Consider the following 23,895-nt stretch of genomic DNA (forward strand, 5'->3'; position numbering starts at 1 on the left):
TGCACCAATTGCATGAGTACAGCAATAAGGTAATGTCTACTCAATTCCTTAAACGCTTCTCTTTTTAATAATGTCCTTAGGATACAGAAAAATCATCAGTCAATTTGATTGATCATCTCAAATTGCGATTTTGAGCAGAAAAGAAAAGAGGCTTTAAACGATCTTTGAAAGGTCTTTGAATACCCTTTGAGAACACCTTTAAAACTCTTTGAGAAAAAATAAATTGGTACAAAACCTAGTGGCAAAATATACAAAACCCGCTGGCAAGCTACATACATACACCAATGACAAGCTAAAACTACACAACAAAAAAAGTAATGGTAGCGGAGGAGGGATTTGAACCCCCGACACAAGGATTATGATTCCTCTGCTCTAACCTACTGAGCTACTCCGCCAAAATAAGCAATCATACAAAATAAGCAATCATAATTGTAAAGAATTACATCTTTTGCGGATATAAGGGGTAGAATAGTAAGATGTCAAGCATCGTTTTTAAGCTTTTCTCTTGTCATTCTATTTTATCCTCGATATGTAAAAGTGTAATTTTATATGATAAAGTAGGGTAAGGCATGAAAATGGTGCCACGTGTAGCGGTTTTAGGATGCGGTCATTGGGGTGAAAATCATATACGGACACTCCATTCTCTCGGGGCTTTGGCAGCAGTCTCTGATATTGATAATGATCGTGCTGCTAGTTTTGCAACGATGTATGGTGTAGAGCTTGTTACACCAGATGATCTTTTTACGCATCGAGATATTGATGCGCTGGTATTAGCTCTGCCGCCACAATTGCATACGCAAAATGTGCTCCGTGCTGTTAAAAATGGTAAAGATGTTTTGGTGGAAAAACCAATAGCCTTGAATGTTTCTGATGCTAAACGCCAAGTTCAGGAGGCTGAGGCTTATGAGCGAGTTTTTATGGTGGGCCATATTTTACGTTTTCATCCGGCTTTTGAAAAAATGTGTGAATTGGTGAAAAACGGAGAAGTGGGAGATGTGCGATATATTTATTCTCATAGATTAGGCTTTGGAAAATTTCACACACACAGCGATGCTTTATGGGATCTTGCGCCTCATGATCTCTCAATGATTTTGGCGTTGACAGGGTGTGAACCTTCCGAAATTCGCGGTGAGGGGGCTGCTGTCGTTGATCAGATTTCTGATTTTTCTCATATTCATATGACTTTTCCAAATGGTGTGCGTAGTCATCTTTTTACTTCACGCTTGAGTTCTTATCGTGAGAGACGTTTAACTGTTGTTGGAACAAAAGCTATGCTCGTTTTTGATGATATGGAACCGTGGAGCCGTAAATTGGCAATGCACCATTTTGCCGTTTGGAAAGAAAATCAAGAGTGGGCTTTTAGCATGGATGAGCTGAATTATATTGATGTTTGTGAAGATTTGCCGCTTACTTGCGAATTACGGCACTTTCTTCATTGTATTGAAACGCGTCAATCACCTTGTACAAATGGTGATGATGCTATTGCGGTTTTACGGATTTTAACAGCTGCTGGTGTCAATTATGATAGATAAAAGAGATAGGTAGCGCTTTTGCATTCTTGTGATGATCAATGGAGTTAATATGCAATTCATCGACCTTGGGGCGCAGCGTGCGCGTATTGAAGATAAAATTAATTCTGCAATTGCACATGTGGTCGCTAGTGGTAAGTATATTTTGGGACCAGAAGTAACAGAATTTGAAGAGAAATTGGCAGAATATCTTGGCGTTAAACATGTGATTGCATGTGCTAATGGAACAGATGCTTTGAAGATGCCTCTTATGGCTAAAAATATTGGTCCAGGGGATGCTGTGTTTTGTCCTAGTTTTACATTTTCAGCAACGGCTGAAGTGGTTGCTTTAGTGGGGGCTAAGCCTGTTTTTGTTGATGTTTTACCTGATACATTCAATATTGATGTTGAAAAACTTTCTTACGCTATCGAAATGGTAAAAAAAGAGGGACGTTTAAAGCCAAAGGCTATTATTGCTGTTGATTTATTTGGGCTTTCTGCTGACTATGTGCAAATTGCTCAAGTGGCTGCAAAGGAAAATCTTTTTGTAATTGAAGATGCTGCTCAATCTATGGGTGGAAGAAGCGGTAATACTATGTGCGGTGCTTTTGGTGATGTGGCTGCTACAAGTTTTTATCCTGCAAAACCATTAGGATGTTATGGCGATGGAGGCGCTATGATGACCAATGATGATCATTTTGCAGAACTTTTACGCTCTATTTTGTTTCATGGTAAAGGTGAAACGCAATATGACAATGTACGTATTGGCATGAATTCGCGCTTAGATAGCATTCAGGCTGCAATTTTACTAGAAAAGTTTGCGATCTTTGAAGATGAAATGGAAAAGCGTGTAGAAATTGCTCAATGCTATTCCAATGGCTTAAGAGATATTGTTACAGTTCCAGAAATAGGAGAAAATATTCGTTCTGCTTATGCACAATATACGATTAAGGTAAAAGAACGTGATAAATTAAAAGATTTTTTACAAAAAAAATCTATCCCTACAATGATTTATTATAAAACTCCGTTACATCAACAGCCAGCTTATAAACACTTTCCTTATGTAAAAGATTCCCTTTCTGTTTCAGAGTCTTTAGGAGAGTGTGTTTTAAGTTTACCAATGCATCCTTACTTGACACAAACGGATCAGGATATGATTATCCAAAAAATAAGAGATTTTTATCACTCTTGAGAGCGTGTTTTATCCTTAAAATTATCGTAAGAGCTCTATTGGTGACCCATCTTAGAAGGTATTTTTGTTAGAGCGTGTGACCAATGTTTTTGGTATTATTTGCTTTCTAGGACCTATGAAATGTTGTCCTTTAGGGCGGTGATATGATTAGCAAGTGGAATCTGCTAGACAAGAAGATGCTTTTTAACAGAACGGTATGGGTTAAGAAACTTTGTCGTTTAGCTTAGCAAGAAAGTCACGTTTAATAAAAAGGATTTGGGTTATGAAAGTTACAATGAACCTTTGTTGGTTTTACTCTTCATTCAAGGTGTTTTAAAAGATAACTTATTTAACAGAGCTTTTGGAGAGACAAGTGATTTTTTTGCGAATACGTGATGCGAGGTCATTTTTGTTTTTTGATTTTTGAATCAATGTATTGATGGGTGATGTATTCCCCTCTTGTAGCGCTATTTGAGCTGCCAATGTTGCTGCAAGTTCTTTTGTTTCTTCACGGAGTTCTTCCAGCAATTGGTGGTTAGCAGTCGTGTCAAGCTCATGAGTTTGGATTTTTTGTAAACGTTGCTGATAGTGTGCGATTTTTTCACGCATCATTTTTCTTTCCTTTGAAAGTGTGTATTGTGGCGATATTTTGTTTGATTGCTATCGCTTCTTTGGTGAGAGTGTCTTGTATGGGGAGGCATAGCCGATAAAATTGTTCTGTTATTTGGCTCAGTTGTATTTTTTGTTGGGCGTATTTTTTTTGCAAAAACTCGTACTTTTGTTGGTTTTTTGCTAATTCTACAGCATGTTGTGCACGAAGAAAATCGTGATTTGCTTCTATTTCCGCGAGTGATAATGGCATTTGCGCACAAACATCTTTATACGCAAAATGAACGGCTTTACGCCAAATAAAAGGAGACAAAAGCACCAGTACCCAAGAAGTGAAAGCAACTCCAAGAATAAAAAAAAGAAACGATTGAATAAGCATAATACCCCTTTTCAAATAAGAATACGTTTAAAACGGATTCCATGTCGGTCTAGGTGTTAATTTTAAATATCCTATATTGATACCAAGGCGTGCGCCGATTCCTGTACGTATTGGGATTAACAAGGTATTATGGTATTTGAGGACATGAAAACCAACACCTGCAATTAAATAGGCCGAACCTGAAATACCGCCATAGCGTTTCCATAAATTATTTATGCTATTAAGGTTGTAAACTAAGATCATTAAACGGGAGCCTTGGCCGCCAAAGTCCCATCCTACTGAGGGACCTTGCCAAAAAACTTTATGTTGACCATAGCTTTTGGTAAAAACCTTTCCTTCGCCATAGGTTAATCCAGCAAAAAAGGCACCAGAAGCTTCTTCTCCTAAAATATAGGCATTGGGATAACCGTATTGTGAAAAAATATTTTGAATTGCAACAGCTAGACCACTAGCTGTTTTTCCAAAAAAAAGATGACCAGAATCAATAATTTCTTGGAGTGAATAATGGGGTTCATTTTGCTCTATTGGTTGAAGTTGAGCATCTGCAGTGTTTATGGTGATGAATAAAAGGAGGATTAAAGATATAATATTTTTGTACCAGTATTTGAGCAGAGAGAGAGCCATGAAGTTTTCTCCTTTTATTAGTGATAAACAAAAAGATAATATTAGAATTTTCATTCTATTCAAATAAAAAATAAGATATAAGGTTATTTAAATTCTTGAATTTATTTCTGAAATTTTTTTAGCATGATTGTTAATGTTTCCTACTATGCATCAGATATTAAGAGTTTTTCTTTAAAATAAAGTTTGTTTTTTTGAATCTAGGAGTTTTCAATCATTATGAAGTTAGATATTTCTTTGAAGCCTATGGATCTTGCTGCTTTGCTTTGTAGTCGCATTTGCCATGATTTGATTTCACCTGTGGGGGCTATTCAAAATGCAATGGAGCTTTATGATGAAGGAGGAGCTGAAGAAGATGCTTTACAATTGGTGCGTTTATCCGTTGCGAGTGCTGCTGCACGTCTACAATTTGCGCGATTGGCTTTTGGTTTTGCTGGTGCAAGTGGAGGACAAATAGATACACGGGCTGCAGAGCAGGTTGCTCAACAATATATGAAAGAAGAAAAAGCAACTTTAAAATGGCAAGCTTCTTCTTTATTGTTACCAAAAGATGAAGTTAAACTTTTGCTTAATTTATTATTGATTGCAAACGCAACAGTTTCTCGTGGTGGTGAAATTGTTGTTATGATTTTGCAAGAAGAAAATAAACGTTCTTTTCGATTTGAGGTTTTCGGTAAAACTCTCCGTATACCCCCTCATTTTCTTGCGTTATTTCGTGGAGAAGTTCAAGAAGAGCTTATTGATGCACATGTCATCCAATTTTATTACACAATGTTACTTTCTCAGATGACAGAGATGAAAATAAATATTGATGAAAGTGATCATTGTATTGTTTTAGAAAGTGTAAAAAAGCTTTGAATAAGAGAGAAGCGCTTAAGCCGTGTTGGGAAAAGTGGCTTCGATTGAACTTATGAGCAATAGGGTTATATGTGTAAATTCTGTGTGGTTACTTCTTAAGCTTTAAGCGCTTTCTATATGAGATTCTTGGTGTGCGAGTTTTCTACTTTTAACAGAGAACAGATCTCGGGAAAAATCTCGGCCCGCTACACTCCGAGATTTTACAAAGTGCATTTTCACTGCTTAAGCGGTTTTTCGTACGTTCTCTTCAACTGGATCACGTAATACATAACCACGTCCCCAAACTGTATCAATGTAATTTACACTAGAAGAGACTGCTTCCAATTTTTTCCGCAATTTACAGATAAAAACATCGATAATCTTTAGTTCTGGTTCATCCATTCCACCATAGAGATGATTGAGAAACATTTCCTTAGTAAGGGTGGTACCTTTACGTAAAGAGAGAAGCTCTAGCATTTGATACTCTTTTCCGGTTAAATGAACGGGGCGCCCTGCAACTTCGACGGTTTTTGCATCAAGGTTAACAGTGAGATCACCGGTAACAATAACCGATTGTGCATGCCCTTTAGAACGACGAACAACTGCATGGATACGTGCAATGAGTTCATCCTTATGAAAAGGCTTCGTCATATAGTCGTCAGCTCCAAAGCCAAAACCACGGACCTTGTCTTCAATGGCATTCATACCAGAAAGGATTAGGACAGGAGTTTTTATTTTTGCCAACCTTAGAGTCCGCAAGACATCATATCCTGACATGTCGGGCAAATTCAGATCAAGCAAAATGATATCATAATCATAGAGTTTTCCTAAATCGATACCTTCTTCACCCAGATCAGTGATATAAACATTAAAGTTAGCTGACTTTAACATTAACTCAATGCTTTGAGTAACTGCTCTATCATCTTCAATTAATAATACGCGCATTTTAGATCCCTCACTTCGCTCCTTCACGAATCATAAGGAGCATTTCTATTTTATAATCAGTTAGCAAAGCCACTGTTATAAAAACAATTCATGAAATCAAACACTTATAACAAAGTGTTTATGTATATTTCAGTAGTACGCGTAACAATCACTACTAAATTCCCCACTATCCATGATAGTGGTTAACAAAATATTTTTATTTTTGAAAGAGGCTACAAAATTATTTTAGAAAAATCGCATATTTTTTAACATAATAAAAAAAGAACGGCTTTTTCTATAAACTTTAACTTAAAAAAATTTGTAAAAGAGCATTATAAATTACTTTTTTACAATTTCAGTGTTTATTTACTGAGCTTTAAACCTCTTCATTTTATAATGGAGGGAAAAGTAAAGAAATAGTTATTGCTCTTTAAAGCAGATTGTATTTTCAGATGCTTTAATGAAAGGCGAAAATTATTATAATTTCAAGTCAATAGACTGTTTTTGTCGGATAGACATATAACTAAAAGATATTTATTGGGTGTGAATGCGAGTTTTGAGTTGGCGCAATCAAGGAGTAGTGAGTATGAAGCCGCGAGAAAATATGGTGCGATTGAGGATGTTTCAAGTGCGTGGAAAACGCCGTGAAATTGCACAGCTTGAGATGATGATCGCAGAATTTGAACGAATGGTGTTAGAGCTGGAAGCACAGATTACTAATGAAGAACGTAAATCTGGAAACAATGATGTTCACCATTTCGCTTATTCTGCTTTTGCGCGTGCAGCGCGGCAAAGACGTGATAATCTGATCAATTCAATTCGTGATTTACAGCTTCAAAAAACAAACGCTGAAATTGCTCTCCATGAAGCTAATACAGAGCTGCAACGTGCACAGCTTTTGGAAGCACGAGAAAAGAAGATTGCTGCGGATGATGAGGATATTTTGATTCAATCTAATTCAATGGTTGGATGATAAAAGCAATTATTGAAAAATCCATTCTTTCAGATTTATCTTTTGGGTATAGTATAAAACAGCCAAATTTTTATCAAATTTGGCTGTTTTATAAGTTTTTTTATGTTATCGAATCGTAATTAATGGCAACTTAATGCCTGTAGTTTTGAATCTTGGTCGTTCGTAATCCCGCTAAACCGTGTTCATCGATCAAACTTTGCCATGAAAGAAATTCTTCTACAGTCAAAGTATAACGTTGGCACGCTTCGTCAAGACTTAACAATCCACCTCTGACAGCCGCAACAACTTCAGCTTTGCGACGAATCACCCAGCGTCGTGTTGTTTGCGGCGGTAGGTCGGCAATTGTAAGCGGACTTCCATCTGGCCCAATAACATATTTCATTTGTGTTTTTATCAAATTGGTCATTCGTATCCTCTACCTTTAGTCAAGGACTTGATTCGTTTATAGAGCATGAAATTTAAAAAAGAGCTAAACACGCTGAAAGAAAAAATTAATAAAGTGATTGAGCACGTAAAAAGAAGTTTAGGTGAAGTGTGTAGAAGAGCTTCTTGTAATATTTTTCAGATTTTAAAAAGAGCAAAAAAGGTTTTCTCCCAAACGATTGCCATTATGCCTTATTTCTATCATTCTTTTTTTGTTTGCAGCAGCCTTTAAGAAAGTAATGCCTATGGTTGTGGAAAAGATAAAAAAACAATATAAAGACAATCAATCGTGTAAAAGTGCTGAAGAGCGTACATCAAAATGTTAACATATGGGTAGCCATTAAACAGAGCATTAAATAGAGAATGAATACATGTTTTTAAACAGTCTTGATTTACCAGGACAACCTGAGGATTCTCGCATTGTTGTTGCAATGTCGGGGGGGGTTGATTCATCGGTTGTTGCAGGTCTTTTGAAAAAGGAAGGGTATAATGTTATTGGCATTACGTTGCAGCTTTATGATCATGGGGCAGCAACGCATCGGGTGGGGGCATGTTGTGCAGGACAAGATATTGAGGATGCTCGCCGCGTTGCAGAAACATTAGGAATACCGCATTATGTTCTTGATTATGAAAAGCGTTTTCGCGAAGCTGTTATTGACCCTTTTGCAGAAAGCTATGCTCATGGAGAGACACCAGTACCATGTATTGCATGTAATCAAACGGTTAAGTTTGCTGATTTATTAGCAACAGCACGTGAATTGGGGGCAGATGCTTTGGCTACGGGACATTATATTCGTTCGCGTTCCCACGGAGCGCATCGAGCACTCTTTCGTCCTCTCGATAATGATCGTGATCAGAGTTATTTTCTCTTTGCAACGACACAAGAACAGATTGATTATTTGCGTTTTCCACTTGGTGATCTTCCAAAAGCCCGCGTTCGTGAAATGGCAGCAGAAATGGGATTTGTGGTTGCCAATAAGCATGATAGTCAGGATATTTGTTTTGTTCCACAAGGAAAATATTCAGATGTTATCGCAAAACTGCGTCCAGAAGCCGCTAATCCTGGCGTTATTGTCCATATTGATGGAAAGATTTTAGGTAAACATTCGGGAATTGTTAATTATACGGTTGGTCAACGTCGTGGTATTGGGGTGTCAACGGGTGAAGCGCTTTATGTAGTTTATCTCGATGTGGAAAATGCACGTGTTATTGTTGGACCGCGTGAAATGTTAGAAACGCATAAGCTTTTTTTACGTGATGTGAATTGGCTTGGTGATGAGTCGTTAGATAAATTTCCTTCTCAAGGTATTGAGGTAGCTGTAAAGGTGCGTTCAACGCGTCCTCCTCACCTTGCGCGCTTACATTATAAAGAAGGTATTTTTTCCGTTGATTTATTGGAATGTGAAAATGCTGTGGCACCAGGGCAAGCTTGCGTTCTTTATGATGGAAATGGTCATGAGGCACGTATTCTTGGGGGAGGATTTGTAACACATTCAGAACGTGCGGCCGATACTGAAATGATGTTAAAGCGCGTTTTATGCAATCTCGAAACAAAAGATTCTGTTTCCTCTGAACTAAAACAACAGCTTCGTAAAACATAGTCAATTGATTTATAACGATAATTTTTAACCTTAAACTTGAATGAGAGACTTCCAGAAGGTTCTCTCATTGAGAGTTTGTTTTATGATTGGATCCATCAAAATTATGTCTTTTGCACGTCATGAGCGGGGTTAGGGTGTGGAAAGCATTGATAAGAAAAATATAAAATGCTTTTTAATCAATGCTTTCAAATGCTAGGGAACAGCAACATTATTGGGACTGATGAATAACATACAACATTGGATATGTTTTACAACTTAAAGTGTTATCATTTTTAGTGGTCAAAGTTGGTAAAATGGGCAAGTGCAATACCTGAGGCTGTGGCAACATTAAGGCTGTCAAAACCGTTAGTCATGGGAATACGTAAGGTTTTTGATTGTTGTAGTATATGGGGCGGTAAGCCATCGCCTTCTGTTCCAAAAATAAGTGCCATTCTTTTAGTTTTGTTGGCTTGCTTGAGAAGTGTGTGAAGCAGAAGGGGAGAGTGCATAAAGATGAAATCTTTTATCCTTTAGAGCAGCTATAATGTCATTTATATCAGCGTTTTGCGTATAGGGTACTTTTAAAGCAGCGCCGGCAGAAACTCTTATTGATTTACGATAAAGTGGATCGCATGAGGTTTTGTCGACAATAATGCCATTACTGGCAAAGGCTGCTGCATTACGAAAAATTGATCCCATATTATCGTGATTCGAGATACCACATAAAACAAGAATCAAAGCTTTTTCTGGAAGATGTTGTAGAAAACTTTGTAAGGATGGCAGTGTTTTGCGTTTACCAATACCCAAGACACCACGATGAACATGGAAGCCGGTGATATTATCCATGACTTTTTGTGGAACACAATAAATGGGACATAGAGGCTGTGTTTTTTCTAAAAGCGGTAGAAGTCCAGAGAGACGGTTTGCTACGGTGAGCAGTGAGATGGCAGAAAACTCTTTCGAGTGCAGTAATGCGGACAAGGTTACTTTGCCTTCAGCAATAAATTGATGTTGCCGTCCAACAAGATCTTTTTCACGGATATTATGATAGGCTTTTAGACGTGGATCATCTGTTTCATTGATTGTTATGATATTCAAATGCATGCGAGATTTTTAGTGCTTTTTTCTTATGATTTCCAGATGTTAGAATTTATTTTATTTAAAAAAAAGAGATAAAAAAACATTATTTTAAAACTTATGGTAGAATTTATGTTGACAATATACAACCATAGGTATAGTATAAAAACACTGGTACGGAATCATATATTTTTCTCGTATCGGGTGCAGTGTCTTGGGTCCCCGCTATTTCCCAAGTTCTGTATGCCCTTAATTTCTAAGGGAAAAGAATCTGGGTCCCCAATGCCCAGATTCTTTTTTTGAGGGTATCACTGTTCTTCTTTTTTATATCTCAATTTTTTAGTAAATCATATTTTAAAATCCAGTTGATCTGTAAGGTTACAGTAGAGCGCTAAGATATTTTTCTAAGGTGCAAAGATGGCTTATAGATGGGTTATAATGCACATCATAAGACTGAAAAATAACGCATGATCATGATACATTTGAGCAAAAACAAGTTTTTTGTTTATGAGATGTGAAATGGCTTTAAGTTATTCAGAAAACGATTAATAATGAAGATGATGTGTTTGATTGCTCTTGGGAAAGCTCTTTGTTTATTATTTTCCTTTCTTCTTCCTTTATTGGTGCTGTTCGTGTAACTGAGCAGTTTTTACGATAATAATGGTGAGCTGGGGCGTTTATTGTATGATGAAGCTTCTGTAATATTGAGGAAATATCGTCGATATGCCAAAAGTATAATGATATGGTTGAAAATATTAATTCCCTATTTCGTGAAGAAAAGGATGAGGCTCATGGATGTAAAAATCAATATACAAAGCTTAACTTTATACTCTATTTTTATTGCGTGTATTGTTTTTGCTTTGAAATATTGGGCATATCACATCACAGGTTCGGTTGCACTTTATTCTGATGCATTGGAATCAATAGTTAATATCCTTGCGTCATCGGCAGCATGGTGGGCTGTTAAAGTGAGTATGAAGCCAGCGGATCAGGATCATCCCTTTGGGCATCATAAAGCGGAATATTTTTCCGCAATTCTTGAAGGGATACTCATTATTATTGCGGCAATTGTTATTTTAAGAGAAGCATGGATAGCTCTTTCTACCGTTCAATTATTGCAGAAGCCTGGAATATGGCTTGTTATTCATCTTATTGCAACTGTCATAAATTGTATGTGGGGAATGGTCCTTATTTGGCAGGGAAAACATCATCGCTCACCGGCTCTTAAAGCTGATGGAGTCCATTTTATAACAGATGTTTTTACTTCGCTTGCAATTTTAATTGGTCTGATTGCTGGTTTTGTAGGAGGATGGGGAGTTTTAGATCCAATTTTAGCGATAATCGTTGCCGTTAATATTCTCTTACAGGGCTGGAAGGTGATTAGAAATGCTATTCAGGGATTAATGGATGTCGGCGTTGAATTGAATGAAAGCATGCGGATTCGGGAGCTGATTTCTGCAAATGCATCTGGTGCGCTTGAGGTTCATGATTTACGGACGCGTGTTGCTGGGAGGGTTACTTTTATAGAGTTTCATTTGGTTGTGCCTGCTGTAATGCAGGTAGGAGAAGCACATAAGATTTGTGATAAAATCGAAGGTGTTCTTCAAAAAGAATTTGATAATGTGCGTATTTCTATTCATGTCGAGCCTGAAGATGAGGCAAAATTGCCTCCCGGTACAACGGTGATACCTTTTATATAAAAAGATTTTTTTCAAATTGCCTGTCATGTTATGGAGATTGTTTTTTTATGATGGGGCGATTCATACCTCTCGAAAATACAATGAATCTCTTTCGTTGATTTAATTTTTGCATCAATCAATTATAAAAGGTTAAACAGAGTATTTAAGCAAGATTTATTCTATTTCGTTAAAACACTGTCATTTAAGGTGTGGTGAGATAAGGCATATAAAATTTGATCTTTTAAGTGTTTTTAGAGTGTGGAGTAAATATTCAAAATAGGGCTTGCCGGTGTATTCTTGTGTAAGTGAATCTCATGAAATGGTTAGCAGCTTAAATTCACTTAAGAGAACGGATTGTTTACAGACTGTCGGGAGTAGATGTTTCGTTTCTTAGGGCGAAGAGGAATGAAGCTTTCGTAATAAGTTTAATGAGATTTAATTATAAATTTTATATAAAAGTTATGAATAGAATTTTAAAGTTTGTGATCATAGATTAATCATCATTATTGTTGCTAATAAATGTGTTGTTTTATCGATAAAATGTGTTTTGTTTTAAGTGTTCTTTATTGCATGAATAATGGGGGACTCATTAAAGAATGAAAAAAACAAAAAATAATGCTCATATCTCTATTCTTTAAAGGATATTATTGTCGTTGCTTTAGAAAATCGCAAAGTTGAACTAAAGAATGATGCTAAAGATAGAAACTGGTTTTTAATTGATGCCTTCATATTTTCATTCCAATCTGACATCAAAAATTTTACAATGACTCGTACAGTATTGGTGCATCCTAATCATAAATATGCTGCTACATCAGGGCTATTTTAATGTATAGACAACAAGAAAAAGCAAAGACTTTATGAGGAAAACAATGCTATAAAGTCAAAAATTTATACGCAATAAATTAGAGAGATAGATCGAATTTTTATAAAATACTTTATGAGACAACAACCAAACATATCTGGCTTTACTTTTACTTATTTTTACAAACGTTCGTCTATGTCTTTTGCGTTATATTCGTAAAGATCAGATTAGCGGTAATCTATAGATAACTCTTGGTTGAGAATATGAAAGGAAAGCGTGATACTATAGTAGAGTTTTGCCTGTCTTTATGGTTCAACCAGTAAAAGTGATTACAAATCCGTGATTTCGTCACAAGTGATTTTATCATACCTATAAACAAAGTTAGATCAAAACGAATTTTTTCTCTAAAAACTGTAAACAAATATATTGTATCCGTATAGCTTGAACGAAGTTAGATGTTTACCTAAATAACTATGGTATATATTTTAAGAATAGAGAAGATATTTCATATCATTATAATGTTATTAAAGAGCTCTTAAAACAATGATTCCTGGTGTTTTTGCAACATAATCCATAAAAGGAGAATCAACGACTTTTTCGTTTGCTTTTCGTGAAGAAGCATTTCTTAATATTGGACCTTTATCTGTCATGATAAAGAAGCCCACATGTGTTACATCCAATCCAGCAAGTTTCGTATAAATACCAATAAAATCACCAGACTGTAAACGACCTATAACCTCCTCATTAATAAAGTTGCTTGGAATATATGTTATCGTGCGTTTCACAACTGGCAACCCAGGTAGATAGCTTTCACCATCAGCTTTTTTGTTGAGATATTTTTCTATTTTTACCGCATGGGGACTTATTTCAGCGGTAATATCAGTGGCGAGTTTATATTCTCTATAAGCCCAGTCTGTAAAAAAATGTTTGCGATTTAAAAAATGAACATTACCGTTAATATAACGCGTTTTTATGACGTTATTTATGAATTCTGGTTGGGATGTTGATTTGCGCAATGCTTCAACATAATCCAGATAAGTGAAGCAATCTAAGCCTCTAAAATCAATAATCAGTTTTTCTGGTGTATTTTCTGAGCCATGTAACATATTTGCTTGGTAAGGTGTCCCTAAAAAAGCTTCAGAAAGAAAGCCAATTAGTGCCCCTTTTTCCTGATAATTTGTTTCTGAACGTTTTTTGAGAAGAGCATTTAATTTATTTAGAGTATAAGGATCTAAGTTTACGTTGGTTGTTTGTTGTGTTTTTATTTTATTTCCTAAAATACTCTCTTGTGAATCAGAATCCTGAACATCACATCCTGTTACCAATATTAAAATGAGAACTAATAGGGATATTTTTCGCATTCTATACACCATTTTTGCATTAACAATTCATGACTAACTGTTTCTAAAAGTGCTATTTTTAAAATGCGTATCATGATTATCATTAGATTTAACGGTAGCATATAATCATTAAGAGCATCAATGAATATAAAGATATAATCATGTTTTTTAAGGTTACACAAATTGCAAGCAATATGAATAGTTTCTAAGATTATAGAATCAAAGAATATTTCTCTATAATATACTTATTTTTTAAATAAAATGATTGTCAAATGAATATTTTTAAAAAATATGATGAGCTTTTTACGTTGTTAAGCTATTCGGGTGATGCTGCTTTAATCTTATAGCACATTCTGAGGGTAAGAAAATTTTTTAAGAGCTTATCTTTTAAAAGGTTTCAATTGCTAGAGGATATCTAACGTATCAAGTGGAATTGAGATTCCTGAAAACGTTGGTATGAGAAGGGGAAATGATGTCTGATAAAATCTATCATAATGTATCTAAAATTATTGGAAATGCTCTGTGTTTCATGAAATTTTGTTTATGAGTTGGTCGCACAAATATTTTGTTCGTATAATGCAAAAAAATATTTTTTATGCTTTGACAAAGATATACCAATTAAAATGTAATTTTATATTTTTATCTTGACTCTTACTTAAATTTTTACTTTGTTATTATTTTATATGTGACAAGTATATGGTATAGAATACTTTTAAAAGGAAAAGGGAGTAAAAAGATAGCGGGGGAGTAATTGTATGCGTAAAATAGTGTGTATGTTATGCAAGACCAAATGCTTAACCCGAATTTTGTTCAGCGTGGGCTCGTTTTAGTGTTCATCACTTTATTGTTAGATATTCTTGGCATTGCGATTATTTGTCCTGTTTTGCCTGAATATTTTTCTCAATTAACTGGAAAAGATATCAGTACATCTTTTGTAGAAAGAGGAAAATTACTTGCAGCTTATTCAGTGATGCAGTTTTTGTTTGCTCCTGTTATTGGCAATCTTTCTGATCGTTATGGTCGTCGTCCTATTTTGCTTCTCTCTATTATCTGCTTTGCTCTTGATAACCTCATATGTGCTATAGCATGGAGTTATTCTATGTTATTTATCGGGCGTCTTTTGTCAGGGATGAGTGGTGCTAGTTTTGCAACTTGTACAGCTTATCTTGCTGATATATCCGATGATAAAACCCGTACACGCAATTTTGGTCTGTTAGGCGTTGCATCCGCATTGGGGTTTATTTTAGGATCGTTTATTGGTGGTTTTTTAGGTCAGTTTGGTCCGCGTATTCCGTTTTATTTTGCTGCTGGTTTTTCACTCATTAATTTTATTTTTTCTTGGGTTATGCTTCCAGAAACTCTTTCTCTATGGAATAGGCGCTTTTTTGATATTAAGCGGGCAAATCCCTTAGGTGCTTTTTGGCACCTGAAACAATATCCGATGGTTCTTTGGGTGTTATTGGTCTTTTTTCTTTATTGGTTTGCGGAATCTGTATGGTTAAGCATTTGGGCTTTCATTGCAAAAGAACGCTATGATTGGAGTTCTTTTTCTATTGGGCTCTCCTATAGTGTTTTTGGGATAGGCCAATTTATTGTAGTCGCTCTCATTTTGCCTTATTTTTCTAAACGATGGAGTGATTGGCATATTGTTATAGTGGGGCTTCTGTTTGCCTCCGTTGCTATGCTGGGCTATACATTTGCGACGCAGGGGTGGATGGTTTATATGGTTTGTGCGTGTACAATGCTTGAATATCTTGTTCATGCACCTATACGTGCTATTGCTTCAGCGCAGGTACCAACAAATGTACAAGGAGAACTGCAAGGAGCGATGACATCTGTTATTTCGTTAAGTTTAATATTTGGTTCTGTTTTTTATGTGTTTCTTTTTGAATGTTTTACAGATAAAAATGCACAGTTTTATTTTTCTGGTGCTCCTTTTGTTGGAGGCTTTTTTCTTCTTGTCGTTGCGACAGTTATTTTTGTCTTGCGGGTACGTTAATTTGTTGAGGAGAGCTGGTACGTACTATTTTGCTAGAGAATGCACAAGATAAACAAAATGCATCATTTTATAGGTAAAAAGTTTTTTGTGATATTGTTTGTATAGTAGAGTCCGTATTTTTTCTGTTGCTTGCAAATTAATATTCAGTGCTAATGCAGCAGCATATTGAAAACAAAGATTAAAACGTATCTGCGTTAGATGTATTAGTACTGTGCGAACAATTCCAAATTTTATATGGCAAATTGGAAGTAAAATATTGCGTATATTTGTTTGCATCACTTCTAGAATCGAAAAAAACTCATTTTGGAAGAATATAAAGTTGTAAAATTGAAAAACCGTTTCCTGTTTTGCCATCACTTTTTTATTCGGCTTTACAGCTTTCAAAACCATCTATGGTAATATCTTTTTAAAAGTAGAGATTTGTTGCATGGTCTCACACTTTAGTTTTTTATTCTTTAATAGGAATTATGCTTCTCATGCAAAATATAATGCTTAAAATTGTATTGTGAATCCAATACTTATTTGAAGGAATAGCTTTCAATGTGTTTGCGCCAATTTCATGATAGTGCCAATAAAGAATATAAGGTAAAAGTCACTGTCAATGGTATAAGATCTGCCGTACACTACTCACTTTACGTATATAAAAGATGCAGCACCAATCATTCACTTTGCCAGTTTCCAATGTTCCGATAGCTCTGAGCTTTTGGTACGGTTAGGTACTTTACTCTTTTTAAAAATGGTTTTTATTGACACACTTATTTTGCTTAGGGGAAGCCAATGATTTTGATGAATACAATTCTAAGAGGAGAGTCATGAGAAAAATTCAAGCTATTCAGTGCTCTCATTTTAGTTGCAAAATGATAAATAATAACACTTATTCAATAAGTTGTAGGTATAAAAATAATATAGTTGTGTATGGGAAGATGATATAATTTAAAGGAGAGAAGCTAGAAGGTGAGATATTTTATTTTAAGATATTTTTTTATAATTCATAATGAGATCACAGAAATGCTGAAAGAGGTAGTGGCTATCTTGTGGTCCAGGAGAAGCTTCGGGGTGATATTGAACAGAAAAAACTGGTTTTCCAATGATTCGAATACCACAGTTTGAACCATCAAAGAGAGAAATATGTGTTTCTTGAACATGTTGTGGTAAAGAGGCAGAATCTACGGCGAAACCGTGATTCATCGATACAATCTCAACTTTTCCAGTGTTGAGGTCTTTAACTGGGTGGTTGGCACCATGATGTCCTTGGTGCATTTTCATGGTTTTTGCACCAACCGTAAGAGCGAGAAGTTGGTGACCAAGACATATTCCAAAAATTGGTAAATTATGATCAATTAACGTTTTGATCGTTGGAACGGCATATTGAGCCGTAGCTGCGGGGTCCCCTGGTCCATTAGAAAGAAAAACGCCATCAGGGTTCATTGCTAGAATTTCTTTTGCAGTTGTGTGGGCAGGTACAACAGTAATGCGTGCTTTTTGTGTTGCCATAAGGCGAAGAATATTGCGTTTAATACCATAGTCAATTGCAATGATATGAAGATTGTGCACATTATTTGTACCGTATCCTTTATTCCAGCTCCATGGTTTTTCATCCCATTGCATTGATGATTGAGATGTCACGTCTTTCGTAAGGTCAAGATTGACGAGACCGTGCCATTTTTGCGCACGTTTCTTTAATGAAGGAATATCAAAATTTCCATTAGAATCATGTGCAATGACAGCATTTTGCGCACCTTTTTCACGAATAAGAATTGTGAGCGCACGTGTATCAATACCACAAAGTGCAATAATTTTACGCGTTTTAAGCCATTGATGAAGATTTTCATTGGCACGATAATTTGAGGGGTGTGTAATGTCTGCCTTGAAAATAGCGCCAACAGCACCATGACAATTGAGAGGAGTGAGAGCTTCAATATCTTCACTATTTGCCCCTACATTTCCTATATGAGGAAAAGTAAAATTAACGATTTGTTGTGTGTATGACGGGTCTGTGAGGATTTCTTCATAGCCTGTGATGGCGGTGTTAAAACACACTTCAGCTTCAGCAATACCTGTAGCACCTGCTCCTTTGCCTTCAATAACGGTTCCATCAGCTAAGACTAAGAGGGCTGTAGGTTTTTTGATACTCCAAGGGCTGCTGGGTGAAGTCGTTTGTATCATAGTATGTATCCACAATTTATTCTCTGAAAGGTATAATGATCAACTTTACACAAAAATCATACCTTTAACAGATGCTGTGTATATTATTCTGGTAATGTTTCGCTTGAAATAGGCAGTATAAGTACATTCCATGAAGAGGTAAAGTCTTGTTTTAGCTTTTCGAAGATCGAGTCCTTAATTATTTTTTTATCCTCCATTGCAAGATGGATAAAGATTGGTTAAAAGGCACTTTTTTCTTGAACAAAATTGGATAAATTTATGTTGCGTAACCAGATTGATGGGGCACTTAGGGCTGCTTTGAAAGCGCAAGATAGTGCGCGTCTTGCTACACTTCGTTTAATGAATGCTGCAGTTAGGGATCGTGATATTCTTTATTATGATCAAGGGAAGTTAGAAGTGGATGATCAGCAGATACAGTCTGTTTTCACTAAAATGCTTCAACAGCGTGAAGAATTGATGCGAGTCTATAAAGAGTCTGGTTGCTTGGAATTGGCAGAGAGAGGACAAGCAGAAATAGAAGTTATTCGTGAGTTTCTTCCCTATCAACTTAAGGAGATGGAAGTAGAACAGGTTCTTTGTGAAGCTTTGGCACAAACAAAAGCTGAAAAATTACGCGATATCGGCAAGGTGATGGCATGGCTTAAGGAACGGTATGCGGGGCAAATGAATTTTTCTAAAGTGTGCAATAGTCTTCGTAAAAAATTGCAATAGATCTTATTAATTCAAGGGGATTGGAAAATATTTTTTATTGTGCGTCGCTTTTGTAAGTCAGTAGGATGTTGATAAATGTCATTTATCTTGTACATACATAATTATTATCAAAAAAATATTTTTTGAAATAAACGAACCTTTTTTGGAGCTCATAGAGCAATAAAAACATCTTTTATGTATTAAATTTTTCTGTTCTTCAAAGCTGTTAGATCATTAACAAAACAAAAAAATTATAGAGTTTCTACTTTTTAAAAAAGATCTATTGTCTGCACTGTTAAAAATTTTAAAATAGGATGATTAGCTAATTGATACAGATTTCCAATTTTGGGGAGTGTATTGTTGTCTTTTTTGCTGTTTCAAAGCATTTTTTTGATAAAGAGTTGCCGTATTTTTAGAGTGGTGATTATTCGGCAAGAAATTTAAATGTAGATGATATTTATCAATATGGTGTGTATCTTCTTAATTCAAGCGCTGGTTTTAATGATAAGAAAATCAGAACTTTAAAACGTTTTTTCTATAGAAGACATTTTTAAGCTGAGTTGATGAAATGAAAAGATATTTTTAAAATAAGTCTTTGTTTGTAATGTGTTTTGAGCTGATTTTGAAATTCTTTTCTCTGATTAAATCCCTTATAAGCTATATAAAATCTATAAATTATGCAGAATAAAATGAGTAATCTCTATTTGTGGGGATACAGTGGTGAATCTGTTAAAAATAGTTCAGTTAGCAACAATGGTTTACCCGTTAACCGTAAACGGGAACGGCGTGCCCATAGCACACCTTGTTGACCAATATGAATGTAATCGCGGGTTAATTTGTCATGGTTAAATAAATAATGTCCTAGAGGTACAGTTCCCAAATGCATCAAGGCTTGATTGTGTAGGAGGGTTTCTTGTGGAATTACAGTGCGTCCAAAAAGCCAAGGTTTATTATCTCCCATCAATATGATTTCGCGTAGCCAATAACGCGCACTTTCGGGGAGATGCTCTGCTTCGTCTGTTAATTGATCTCGCGTAATAAAACATTCGCGTTGTGGTTGAACTTGGAGGCAGGTACAATATTTCTTTAATCGAAGCGTCATTGAACCCGATTCCATGAGCCAATCGCGAATATTTTCTGGTATTGGAGGATTTTGATCAGAGAGCCACTTTAGAGGTGGTAAGATGGAATCTTCAAGATCAGACATCATTTTACTCCACATTTAAAGTCTTATTCCATATGTTATGTTGGGCGAACTAAAATAAATAGCTCTATTGTAATACAAGGAGTATAAAAGCAGCAAGATTTTAACAGGAAGATATCAAAGGTCTTTAAAAGAAGATATGCGGAAAATACATATTATAGGATCATTTTCATTAAAAAAGCAAAATAAGTATTATGTTTTATCCAAGATGCTTTCACACAATGCATTACGGAAATTTCTTTATCGCATGAGAGCAATGGGAAAAATGTTTTGTGCTTTAAAATTCGTTTGTAACGCATATAAAAAATCATCTATGTAAGATGATATAAAGAGGAAACTGTAAGAGAAATAAAACTTTATTTTATACTTTGGAAAGTGAAGAGATATTCAAACCTTTTGAATTGAGATGTAAAGAAGATCGTATTCTTTATAATAAATAATTTTATAGTAATACATATATTTTTGAAAACTTTAAAATATATTATATTATTTAAATTGTAATAAATTACTTCATATTACAGAATATGTAGTCATTTTATAATAAAGTTATATTCATATGTATTTATAGTATATCTACTTTAGATATTCTTTTATTTCACAGATTAGAAAAAAATTCTTTATCATTTTTTGCTTACCTTCTCTCTTTACTTCTTAAGAATGCAAAAGAGCTCCTCGATTTTTTCGGTAAAAAGGGTATTGTTGATGAAGTGTATAGGCGTTAAGTGCTATGCGGTAGAGTCTTTAATCATCGTTAGTGATTTTTGTAACCTTATGGATTGTTATTACAGTAAGATGAGCTAGATTTGCGCGCACTGTACAAAAATAGGTTCGTATTGCGTTAAAATAACGCAACATATCTCTCCTGATATGCGTAAGTTTATATAGGTATGAAATGGGTGCGTTATAAAGGTCTTTACTGCATTTCGTTTTAAAATATGGTGATGGTGTATGCCCAAAATCGCAGCTTAAGCACCTCACCATCATATCAAAACTGGTAACAACGAGTTACTGGGAAATATTTCAAATTTTTCTAGTTGTTTCCCAGTTTTTTATTGAATCCCAAAAGGTATAAAAAATAAATGCTCTAGGATCGAATTTTTTGTACTATCCATATAAGAATACAGGCTCCTATAAAACCTGAAATAAGATAGCCAAGCCAACCAGCAAAATTTACACCTAAAAGACTAAAAAGAAAGCTTGCTAGCGCAGCGCCAATAATCCCTAAGATAATATTTAATAATATTCCTGTTTGGCTTTTCATAATATACTGTGCAGCCCAACCTGCAATCCCGCCGATAATAATAGCAGCAATCCAACCGATGTTTGCATTTTCCATGATACTCTCCTTTGCCTGAATTTAAATTGTAACTAGAGTAAACTTTTTAAAAATCAAGATTTATCCCCTTTTTATCCAGTGAAAAGGATATTTCTGTTAGAAATTTTACTTATTATTTTCCTTTATATTAAAATAATATTTACATTGATATCATAATAATACTTAATAAGTATAAACATATAACACATTTTAATTTATAAATAAATTAATTAATTGAGAAATATGAATAAAAGAAGAAAATATTAGTGAAAATGTTTTAAAAAGTCATAAAGTTTATTTATAAGCTTTTTTAATCTCTCTCTTAAGTTTAAAAAAACAATTGTGATTTGTGATTAAAGCAATAAGTAAAATAGATATTTAAAAGTTTGGAGCTTGCCAATTGATATCAATGATGTTTGAAATGAAATTAAAACTGTTTTGTTGACACGTTATAGAATGGCTGTATAGGTTGAGTCTCTACCAATCTTGATATAAATGTTGCATTTTTGTGGGGTTTTGCATTCCTTATAGAGTATTTCTGTTTTTGCTGCTACTGTGGGGCAATTCCTTTTTACAAGGAGAGTTTAGGTTGGAACCATTATACTCTTGACTTTCTCTTTATGTGTTTAACAGTCTTGGCTTTGAGATGATTAGGCATTTTTACGTCTTTCTTCAAGAGTTCTATTCTACATGCTGCTTTGTTTATAATGTGTAAGCAAATGACTTTGAGTAATTCATCATGAATAGATTTTAAATGAAAGAAATTTACGATGCAGAAAGCTCATTTAAATTGTCAAATAATAAAATATTTTGATTAAATCAGTATCTTGACCATATTCAAAATCGAGTAATCGATGTGATGTATTTCTTATTCAAGTTATTTAAAAGTTTAAGGTTTTTCTGTTTGTTCTTCAGCAGGGTTGCGTAGGCGAGAACTTTGAAGAAGTCCCTGTTCTTCTAAAATGGGGTAGATCATTGAGGTCAAAAGAGAGTTGATTTGTTTGAGGTCGCGGACAGTGTCGAGATGAAGACTGGATGATTCTACATTTTTGAGATCCCCTTCACGCAAACGTTTAAAATGTTTTAAACTCATCTCCTTTTCTAAGTTTCGTAGTTGATCTTTTTTTTGTACCAATAGGTGTGCAGTGTGTGTATCACGTGAGACAAGAACGTTAAATGCTATATGCGCGTTGGCTAGTACAATGGCGTGGAAACGAAGGAGATCATTCCAGCCCTCGCTGCTGAACTGTAAACCTTTTTGTTGTTTCTTTTTAACCAGCATCAGCATATTATGAATAATGATATCGCCTGCTTGGTCTAATTTTATACAGGCGCCTAGAAGTTCTTGCGTTTGAAGAGCTTCTTCGTCAGATAATTTTTGTCCCGCTAATCGTGCAAGATAAAGTTTGATGGCGATATGTTTTTTGTCCAATATGGTGTTGAGTTGGTTGAGTTCACGAATAATATTGGGATCAGGATTTTCATAAAGTCCCATGATTTTTTCTAGCATGATGTCTACAAGATCACAAATATGAATGACTTCACGCATGACATTCGAGAGAGCGAGAGAGGGGCGTTCAAGCACACTGTCATCAAGAGCTGTTTGATCCGATAAATTGAGCGTTTTGTCGGCTTGCGTTTTTTTTGCACTTATATGAACAATTTGAGTGGTTAATTTTAAAACCCATTTTGAAAGCGGTATTCCAGCAAGGAGAATGAAAACATTAAAAATAATGTGGGCGTTGATCACTTGAGTAGGGGCGTTATTGCCAAGCCATGTGATGGGAGGGCGGAAGGAGAGAAATAAGATAAGTACAAGGATTGAACCGGCCCCACGCATGAGTAAATTTCCTAAGGGAACGAGGCGGGTATTAGGAGAGGCGTTGCGCGTTAAAAGTGGTGCTATAAGAGAAGAGCCAAAGTTGACACCAAGAACCATGACAACACAGAGTTGCGTATGGATAAGATCGTAGTTGGCAAAATTGACCAGCAAAATGATTCCTGCAATAGATGAATGTAAGAGGTAGGTTAAGCCAGCAGCCAACAAAAAAGTGGAAACAGGATCGGTTGAAAGATAACGAATGATGCTAGGCAAAATTTCGCTTTCACGTAAAGGTTCTGTCGCTGTACTTATCATCTCTAAAGATAAAATTAACAGACCAATACCGATGACAATACGTCCTATTTGACGCCACTCACGTTTTTCTGTTGTCATGAAGATACAAGTGCCAATTAAAAGACAAAGGGGCACAACAAGTGTGAGATCATAGGTGAGAATTTTAACAACGATTGCTGATCCTAATTCTCCTCCGCGTACAGCCATAAGTCCCGCTACTCCAGAGACAAAACCAGATTCAACGAAAGAACCAACAAGGAGCGTTATTGCTGTAGAGCTTTGTAAAATCATTGCTGTAAAAAGCCCAAAACTTACCGCAAACAATGGTTTTGAAATGACGTGGCACATTTTATATTTAAGTCTGTCACCATAGGCGCGTTCAATTCCTGTGCGCACCATGCGTGTGGCCCAGAGAAGTAAAGAAATAGCGCCGGCAAGATGAAGGAGTACCAATGAACCATTCATGATACTTTATTCTTTCT

Annotated in this window: 17 protein-coding genes, 1 tRNA gene and 2 pseudogenes; 9 read left to right on the forward strand and 11 right to left on the reverse strand. The window is 35.4% G+C overall.

The genetic code is table 11. The annotated features are described in order from the left end of the window. Window positions 1–318: 318 nt before the first annotated feature. Window positions 319–395: transfer RNA gene (locus tag ACFIJ9_RS05870), tRNA-Met, on the reverse strand. A 180-nt stretch (window positions 396–575) separates the two neighbouring features. Between ACFIJ9_RS05870 and ACFIJ9_RS05875 the strand changes: the two genes are divergently transcribed. Then, window positions 576–1,532, forward strand: coding sequence for a Gfo/Idh/MocA family protein (locus tag ACFIJ9_RS05875; RefSeq protein WP_375636230.1), 957 nt, complete (start codon window positions 576–578; stop codon window positions 1,530–1,532). A 49-nt stretch (window positions 1,533–1,581) separates the two neighbouring features. Further along, window positions 1,582–2,700: a DegT/DnrJ/EryC1/StrS family aminotransferase gene (locus ACFIJ9_RS05880; protein WP_375636130.1), complete on the forward strand. Its 1,119-nt coding sequence runs from the start codon at window positions 1,582–1,584 to the stop codon at window positions 2,698–2,700. A 324-nt stretch (window positions 2,701–3,024) separates the two neighbouring features. Here the strand turns inward: ACFIJ9_RS05880 and ACFIJ9_RS05885 are convergent. Both ACFIJ9_RS05885 and ACFIJ9_RS05890 read right to left on the reverse strand, forming a co-directional pair. Continuing rightward, a pseudogene (locus ACFIJ9_RS05885) lies at window positions 3,025–3,667 on the reverse strand (hypothetical protein). A 27-nt stretch (window positions 3,668–3,694) separates the two neighbouring features. Beyond that, window positions 3,695–4,291, reverse strand: coding sequence for a DUF1134 domain-containing protein (locus ACFIJ9_RS05890; protein ID WP_375636131.1), 597 nt, complete (start codon window positions 4,289–4,291; stop codon window positions 3,695–3,697). A gap of 216 nt (window positions 4,292–4,507) precedes the next feature. Here ACFIJ9_RS05890 and chpT point away from each other — a divergent pair, with 216 nt between their 5' ends. After that, window positions 4,508–5,146, forward strand: a complete 639-nt coding sequence (chpT, locus tag ACFIJ9_RS05895; RefSeq protein WP_375636132.1) for a histidine phosphotransferase ChpT — start codon at window positions 4,508–4,510, stop codon at window positions 5,144–5,146. A 222-nt stretch (window positions 5,147–5,368) separates the two neighbouring features. Here the strand turns inward: chpT and ctrA are convergent, their stop codons facing one another. After that, window positions 5,369–6,070: a response regulator transcription factor CtrA gene (ctrA, locus tag ACFIJ9_RS05900; RefSeq protein WP_015856677.1), complete on the reverse strand. Its 702-nt coding sequence runs from the start codon at window positions 6,068–6,070 to the stop codon at window positions 5,369–5,371. Window positions 6,071–6,635: 565 nt separating this feature from the next. On the opposite strand from ctrA, the gene ACFIJ9_RS05905 reads away from it, so the two are divergent. Further along, window positions 6,636–7,022 (forward strand): flagellar export protein FliJ, encoded by a 387-nt coding sequence (locus ACFIJ9_RS05905; RefSeq protein ID WP_375636133.1) that lies wholly within the window; start codon window positions 6,636–6,638, stop codon window positions 7,020–7,022. A gap of 130 nt (window positions 7,023–7,152) precedes the next feature. Here ACFIJ9_RS05905 and ACFIJ9_RS05910 read toward each other — a convergent pair whose 3' ends face one another. Continuing rightward, window positions 7,153–7,428, reverse strand: coding sequence for a DUF1153 domain-containing protein (locus ACFIJ9_RS05910; RefSeq protein ID WP_015856675.1), 276 nt, complete (start codon window positions 7,426–7,428; stop codon window positions 7,153–7,155). Between the two features lie 45 nt (window positions 7,429–7,473). On the opposite strand from ACFIJ9_RS05910, the gene ACFIJ9_RS05915 reads away from it, so the two are divergent. Both ACFIJ9_RS05915 and mnmA read left to right on the forward strand, forming a co-directional pair. Next, a complete protein-coding gene (locus ACFIJ9_RS05915) occupies window positions 7,474–7,677 on the forward strand; it encodes a hypothetical protein (RefSeq protein WP_375636134.1) in 204 nt (67 codons plus the stop codon). A 139-nt stretch (window positions 7,678–7,816) separates the two neighbouring features. Beyond that, window positions 7,817–9,046: a tRNA 2-thiouridine(34) synthase MnmA gene (gene mnmA / locus ACFIJ9_RS05920; protein ID WP_375636135.1), complete on the forward strand. Its 1,230-nt coding sequence runs from the start codon at window positions 7,817–7,819 to the stop codon at window positions 9,044–9,046. A gap of 272 nt (window positions 9,047–9,318) precedes the next feature. Here mnmA and ACFIJ9_RS05925 read toward each other — a convergent pair. Then, a pseudogene (locus ACFIJ9_RS05925) lies at window positions 9,319–10,129 on the reverse strand (TrmH family RNA methyltransferase). A gap of 764 nt (window positions 10,130–10,893) precedes the next feature. On the opposite strand from ACFIJ9_RS05925, the gene ACFIJ9_RS05930 reads away from it, so the two are divergent. Then, window positions 10,894–11,802 carry a cation diffusion facilitator family transporter gene (locus ACFIJ9_RS05930; RefSeq protein WP_375636136.1) on the forward strand — a complete coding sequence of 303 codons (909 nt, stop codon included), beginning with the start codon at window positions 10,894–10,896 and terminating at the stop codon, window positions 11,800–11,802. A gap of 1,305 nt (window positions 11,803–13,107) precedes the next feature. Here ACFIJ9_RS05930 and ACFIJ9_RS05935 read toward each other — a convergent pair. After that, window positions 13,108–13,944: a DUF1460 domain-containing protein gene (locus ACFIJ9_RS05935; protein WP_375636137.1), complete on the reverse strand. Its 837-nt coding sequence runs from the start codon at window positions 13,942–13,944 to the stop codon at window positions 13,108–13,110. A 757-nt stretch (window positions 13,945–14,701) separates the two neighbouring features. Here ACFIJ9_RS05935 and ACFIJ9_RS05940 point away from each other — a divergent pair. Then, window positions 14,702–15,922: an MFS transporter gene (locus ACFIJ9_RS05940; RefSeq protein ID WP_375636138.1), complete on the forward strand. Its 1,221-nt coding sequence runs from the start codon at window positions 14,702–14,704 to the stop codon at window positions 15,920–15,922. Window positions 15,923–16,891: 969 nt separating this feature from the next. On the opposite strand, the gene carA is transcribed toward ACFIJ9_RS05940, so the two are convergent. Continuing rightward, window positions 16,892–18,088 (reverse strand): glutamine-hydrolyzing carbamoyl-phosphate synthase small subunit, encoded by a 1,197-nt coding sequence (gene carA, locus ACFIJ9_RS05945; protein WP_375636139.1) that lies wholly within the window; start codon window positions 18,086–18,088, stop codon window positions 16,892–16,894. Between the two features lie 258 nt (window positions 18,089–18,346). Between carA and ACFIJ9_RS05950 the strand changes: the two genes are divergently transcribed. Then, window positions 18,347–18,799 (forward strand): GatB/YqeY domain-containing protein, encoded by a 453-nt coding sequence (locus ACFIJ9_RS05950; RefSeq protein ID WP_015856668.1) that lies wholly within the window; start codon window positions 18,347–18,349, stop codon window positions 18,797–18,799. A gap of 679 nt (window positions 18,800–19,478) precedes the next feature. Here ACFIJ9_RS05950 and ubiC read toward each other — a convergent pair. The 3 genes from ubiC to ACFIJ9_RS05965 all read right to left on the reverse strand — a co-directional run bounded on the left by ubiC (window position 19,479) and on the right by ACFIJ9_RS05965 (window position 23,878). Further along, window positions 19,479–19,988: a chorismate lyase gene (gene ubiC / locus ACFIJ9_RS05955; RefSeq protein ID WP_375636140.1), complete on the reverse strand. Its 510-nt coding sequence runs from the start codon at window positions 19,986–19,988 to the stop codon at window positions 19,479–19,481. Between the two features lie 1,078 nt (window positions 19,989–21,066). Further along, on the reverse strand, window positions 21,067–21,318 hold the full coding sequence (locus ACFIJ9_RS05960) for a GlsB/YeaQ/YmgE family stress response membrane protein (RefSeq protein WP_375636141.1): 252 nt from the start codon (window positions 21,316–21,318) through the stop codon (window positions 21,067–21,069). Between the two features lie 868 nt (window positions 21,319–22,186). Then, entirely contained in the window at window positions 22,187–23,878 is a 1,692-nt protein-coding gene (locus ACFIJ9_RS05965; protein ID WP_375636142.1) for a Na/Pi cotransporter family protein, read from the reverse strand. Window positions 23,879–23,895 lie beyond the last annotated feature (17 nt).

Source organism: Bartonella sp. MR90HLJMH, from assembly GCF_042194115.1.
GTDB classification, from domain to species: Bacteria; Pseudomonadota; Alphaproteobacteria; order Rhizobiales; family Rhizobiaceae; genus Bartonella; species Bartonella grahamii.

Coding starts and splice junctions, on each gene's coding strand:
- ACFIJ9_RS05960 (WP_375636141.1), bottom strand. CDS start 21,318: ATGGAAAATGCAAACATCGGTTGGATTGCTGCTATTATTATCGGCGGG.
- ACFIJ9_RS05930 (WP_375636136.1), top strand. CDS start 10,894: ATGGATGTAAAAATCAATATACAAAGCTTAACTTTATACTCTATTTTT.
- ctrA (WP_015856677.1), bottom strand. CDS start 6,070: ATGCGCGTATTATTAATTGAAGATGATAGAGCAGTTACTCAAAGCATT.
- ACFIJ9_RS05915 (WP_375636134.1), top strand. CDS start 7,474: ATGAAATTTAAAAAAGAGCTAAACACGCTGAAAGAAAAAATTAATAAA.
- carA (WP_375636139.1), bottom strand. CDS start 18,088: ATGATACAAACGACTTCACCCAGCAGCCCTTGGAGTATCAAAAAACCT.
- ACFIJ9_RS05875 (WP_375636230.1), top strand. CDS start 576: ATGGTGCCACGTGTAGCGGTTTTAGGATGCGGTCATTGGGGTGAAAAT.
- ACFIJ9_RS05935 (WP_375636137.1), bottom strand. CDS start 13,944: ATGCGAAAAATATCCCTATTAGTTCTCATTTTAATATTGGTAACAGGA.
- mnmA (WP_375636135.1), top strand. CDS start 7,817: ATGTTTTTAAACAGTCTTGATTTACCAGGACAACCTGAGGATTCTCGC.
- ACFIJ9_RS05880 (WP_375636130.1), top strand. CDS start 1,582: ATGCAATTCATCGACCTTGGGGCGCAGCGTGCGCGTATTGAAGATAAA.
- ACFIJ9_RS05940 (WP_375636138.1), top strand. CDS start 14,702: ATGCAAGACCAAATGCTTAACCCGAATTTTGTTCAGCGTGGGCTCGTT.
- ACFIJ9_RS05890 (WP_375636131.1), bottom strand. CDS start 4,291: ATGGCTCTCTCTCTGCTCAAATACTGGTACAAAAATATTATATCTTTA.
- ACFIJ9_RS05905 (WP_375636133.1), top strand. CDS start 6,636: ATGAAGCCGCGAGAAAATATGGTGCGATTGAGGATGTTTCAAGTGCGT.
- ACFIJ9_RS05965 (WP_375636142.1), bottom strand. CDS start 23,878: ATGAATGGTTCATTGGTACTCCTTCATCTTGCCGGCGCTATTTCTTTA.
- ACFIJ9_RS05910 (WP_015856675.1), bottom strand. CDS start 7,428: ATGACCAATTTGATAAAAACACAAATGAAATATGTTATTGGGCCAGAT.
- chpT (WP_375636132.1), top strand. CDS start 4,508: ATGAAGTTAGATATTTCTTTGAAGCCTATGGATCTTGCTGCTTTGCTT.
- ACFIJ9_RS05950 (WP_015856668.1), top strand. CDS start 18,347: ATGTTGCGTAACCAGATTGATGGGGCACTTAGGGCTGCTTTGAAAGCG.
- ubiC (WP_375636140.1), bottom strand. CDS start 19,988: ATGATGTCTGATCTTGAAGATTCCATCTTACCACCTCTAAAGTGGCTC.